General features: G+C 52.9%; 3 protein-coding genes. 1 reads left to right on the top strand and 2 read right to left on the bottom strand.

The genetic code is table 11. The features are described from left to right. Positions 1-31: 31 nt before the first annotated feature. Positions 32-979, bottom strand: a complete 948-nt coding sequence (locus AB5Y54_RS10510; protein WP_019706001.1) for an IS30-like element ISAs2 family transposase — start codon at positions 977-979, stop codon at positions 32-34. 323 nt (positions 980-1,302) lie between these two features. Next, positions 1,303-1,719: a type II toxin-antitoxin system HigA family antitoxin gene (locus AB5Y54_RS10505; protein ID WP_202016968.1), complete on the bottom strand. Its 417-nt coding sequence runs from the start codon at positions 1,717-1,719 to the stop codon at positions 1,303-1,305. A gap of 295 nt (positions 1,720-2,014) precedes the next feature. Here AB5Y54_RS10505 and AB5Y54_RS10500 point away from each other — a divergent pair, with 295 nt between their 5' ends. After that, the gene (locus AB5Y54_RS10500) at positions 2,015-2,266 is read left to right on the top strand and encodes a plasmid stabilization protein (protein ID WP_202016969.1); all 252 of its coding nucleotides are present in this window, start codon (positions 2,015-2,017) and stop codon (positions 2,264-2,266) included. Positions 2,267-2,845 lie beyond the last annotated feature (579 nt).

The raw sequence follows: 2,845 nt of genomic DNA, 5'->3' as shown, positions 1-2,845 counted from the left end.
CGCGAATTCAACTTCGAAGTGCGACACTCGCCTATGCCGCCTGACGGTACTCTTCGAATACCTTGACAGGCTGCCTGAATCCGAGACATTTCCGAGGTCGTAGGTTGAGCCACTGCTCCGCTCTCCTGACATCCTCGTCCGTGACCTCTCTCAGGTCTGTTCCCTTTGGGATAAACTGCCTCAACAGCCCATTGCTGTTCTCGTTCAGACCGCGCTCCCACGAAGAGTAAGGGTGCGCAAAGTAAGTCTCGGCACCCAGCGCTTCCTCTATCGCCTTGTGTTCGGCAAACTCGCCGCCGTTGTCAAAGGTGATGGTATGCACCTGCTCGATGTAGGGCGTTAACATCTCGATTATCGCATCCCGCACCACCCCAGCCTGTTTGCTCGCGACCCGCTTGACCAGATAGAGCCGGCTCTTGCGCTCCACCAGGGTGACCAGTGCACCTGTGCCTTGCTTGCCCAGCACCGTGTCCGCCTCCCAATCACCGAGCCGCTCCCGGCTATCGACGATAGCCGGCCGTTCATCAATAGAGCGGGCTTCCTTGATGGGAGAACGCAGGCTGCTCGCCCCCTTGCGGTAGCGCTTGTGGCCCTGGCGCAGATGGCGGTACAACTGGCCACCCCGGGCTTTGTCGGCGGCCACATGGCGGTATATCCACTCGTGACTCACCATGAGGCCTATCTGCTTGCCCACCGCGCTTATCTGCTCCGGGCTCCACCACCAGGCGAGTGTCAGCTCGACAAACTGGATGACATCGGCAGATAGCCGAGATTTGGCCGCACTGGCCCGTCGGTGGGTGGCGTGCTGATGCGCATTGTCTGGCTGGTAGCCCTGCGGCCCGGCGTTACGACGCAGCTCCCGGTAGAGGGTGGAGCGATGAACGCCAATGGCGCGTGCGGTGGCAAGGATGGACATCCCCTGTGCGCGAAGCACCGATAACTGGTATCGTTGCCCCTCGGTCAACTGCTGATAGCTCATGGTGATACTGCTTTTACTTTGGCGAGCAGAAGGGTACCACCAATCAGCAGTTGGCCACCTCTCGCCATTCATCCATGAGTGTCGCACTTATTATCTGAATTCCCGCTTTAATGATTTTAGTGGGACCTTTTTTCCATTCACCTCAAAAACAATTTTCACGATGCAACGTCTCCTTGTATGAAATTCGCAACTATTGTATCACAACTCAATACAGGGCAATCGCACGTATGCTCAGTTTTTGTTCGTGCCATTGATGCCAGCAAGACTGACCCCGCCTCCAAACGCGACGATCTAACTTGGGTTAGATTACACTCCACTGACAATCAAAAGAACAGTGCAGGTGACACTGCAAAACGCTTGCTTAGCGCCTCGATATGCTGGCGAGTTAGTTTCTTACCCTCGACTGCATTGAGTAGTTTGCTAACATTGGACTTGGATCCCAGCTCAGGCAGGTCAGCTACCCCCAGTCGGTATTGGCTCATCAAAGTCTTCAAGACAGCAATACCCGGCTCCTGGCATGCCAAAGTCTTGTTGAAGTCGGCGAACTCGTCAGCCCCGTCTTCCCAGCGCTCGATACTGGTTGCAAGCAACTCGATCAGTTGCTTATTCGTGTCATAGTCATCTACCAGCTCGTCCATCAGCTCAAGAGCTCGCTCATAATCGTCCCGATTAGTGATGTGGGCGATGTAGGGCACTTGGGCCAATGCTTCTCTAATCTGAACCAGCGCAGGATTTAACATGATGGTGACTCCTTGTTTCTCCAGTGCCTCGCTTTGAATAGCGACTATCAGGAGCAGGCGACTCTGTCAGGAATGAGAGTGGTGCACGAATAGTGAAAATTCATGAGCTCCCCTTACTATGGGAACTTTCAACTCTCGGTTTACTGTCGAGGGGGGTGGGGTGTGCCAAATGAGGCTAGCCATTCTCACGCTGGAGACTTGTTCACACCTTCCCTATGACAATGGTCAAGGGACCCCTATTAATTATTGCTGGTAGTAGCACAATAATTAATACCAAAACGAGTAGGAACCGAACATGAGCTACCAGATTCTCTCCGCTACGGCGGCCAGCATCACCGAACTGAAACGCAACCCCATGGGCACTGTCAAAAAAGGCAATGGTTATGCCGTTGCTATCCTCAAGCGCAACGAACCAGCCTTCTACTGCGTGCCACCAGAGCTCTTTGCCTATTATATAGAGCTAGCCGAAGATGCGGAGCTTAATCGTATAGCCGATGAACGCATGGCCCTACTCGATAAGGTCAGCGTATCGCTAGATGATCTATAACGTATACCATGTGATCGCTGAGTACTAAGGTAGTTGCTGAATTATGAGCGTTAGCATTATGGGAAAAACTTGAACTCCACGGACTAGTTTCTAGGTCGCCAGTGTGGGAAACACCTGAACTTCATGGGCTGGTTTCCAGGTTGCCACTGTGGGAAACACCTGAACTTCATGTGCTGGTTTCCAGGTTGCCACTGTGGGAAACACCTGAACTTCATGGGCTGGTTTCCAGGTTACCACTGTGGGAAACACCTGAACTTCTCGGGCTAGTTCAAGTGGTCACTATGGGAAACACCTGAACTTCTCGGGCTGGTTCAGGTAGCCACTGTGGGAAATACCTGAACTTCACGGGCTAGTTCAAGTGGTCACTATGGGAAACACCTGAACTTCTCGGGTTGGTTCAGGTAGCCACTATGGGAAATACCTGAACTTTGTGGTGCTGGCAGTAGTCGATGTGATCCCAATATGGGGAACACCTGAACTTCACGGGCTAGTTCAAGTGGTCACTATGGGAAACACCTGAACTTTTCGGGCTGGTTCAGGTAGCCACTATGGGAAACACTTGAACTTGTGGTGCTGGTT

Origin of the sequence: Aeromonas sp. s9, from assembly GCF_040907765.1 — a bacterium.
Taxonomy (GTDB): domain Bacteria; phylum Pseudomonadota; class Gammaproteobacteria; order Enterobacterales; family Aeromonadaceae; genus Aeromonas; species Aeromonas caviae.
This window is presented reverse-complemented; position numbering and strand designations above follow the sequence as displayed.

Coding starts and splice junctions, on each gene's coding strand:
- AB5Y54_RS10510 (WP_019706001.1), bottom strand. CDS start 979: ATGAGCTATCAGCAGTTGACCGAGGGGCAACGATACCAGTTATCGGTG.
- AB5Y54_RS10505 (WP_202016968.1), bottom strand. CDS start 1,719: ATGTTAAATCCTGCGCTGGTTCAGATTAGAGAAGCATTGGCCCAAGTG.
- AB5Y54_RS10500 (WP_202016969.1), top strand. CDS start 2,015: ATGAGCTACCAGATTCTCTCCGCTACGGCGGCCAGCATCACCGAACTG.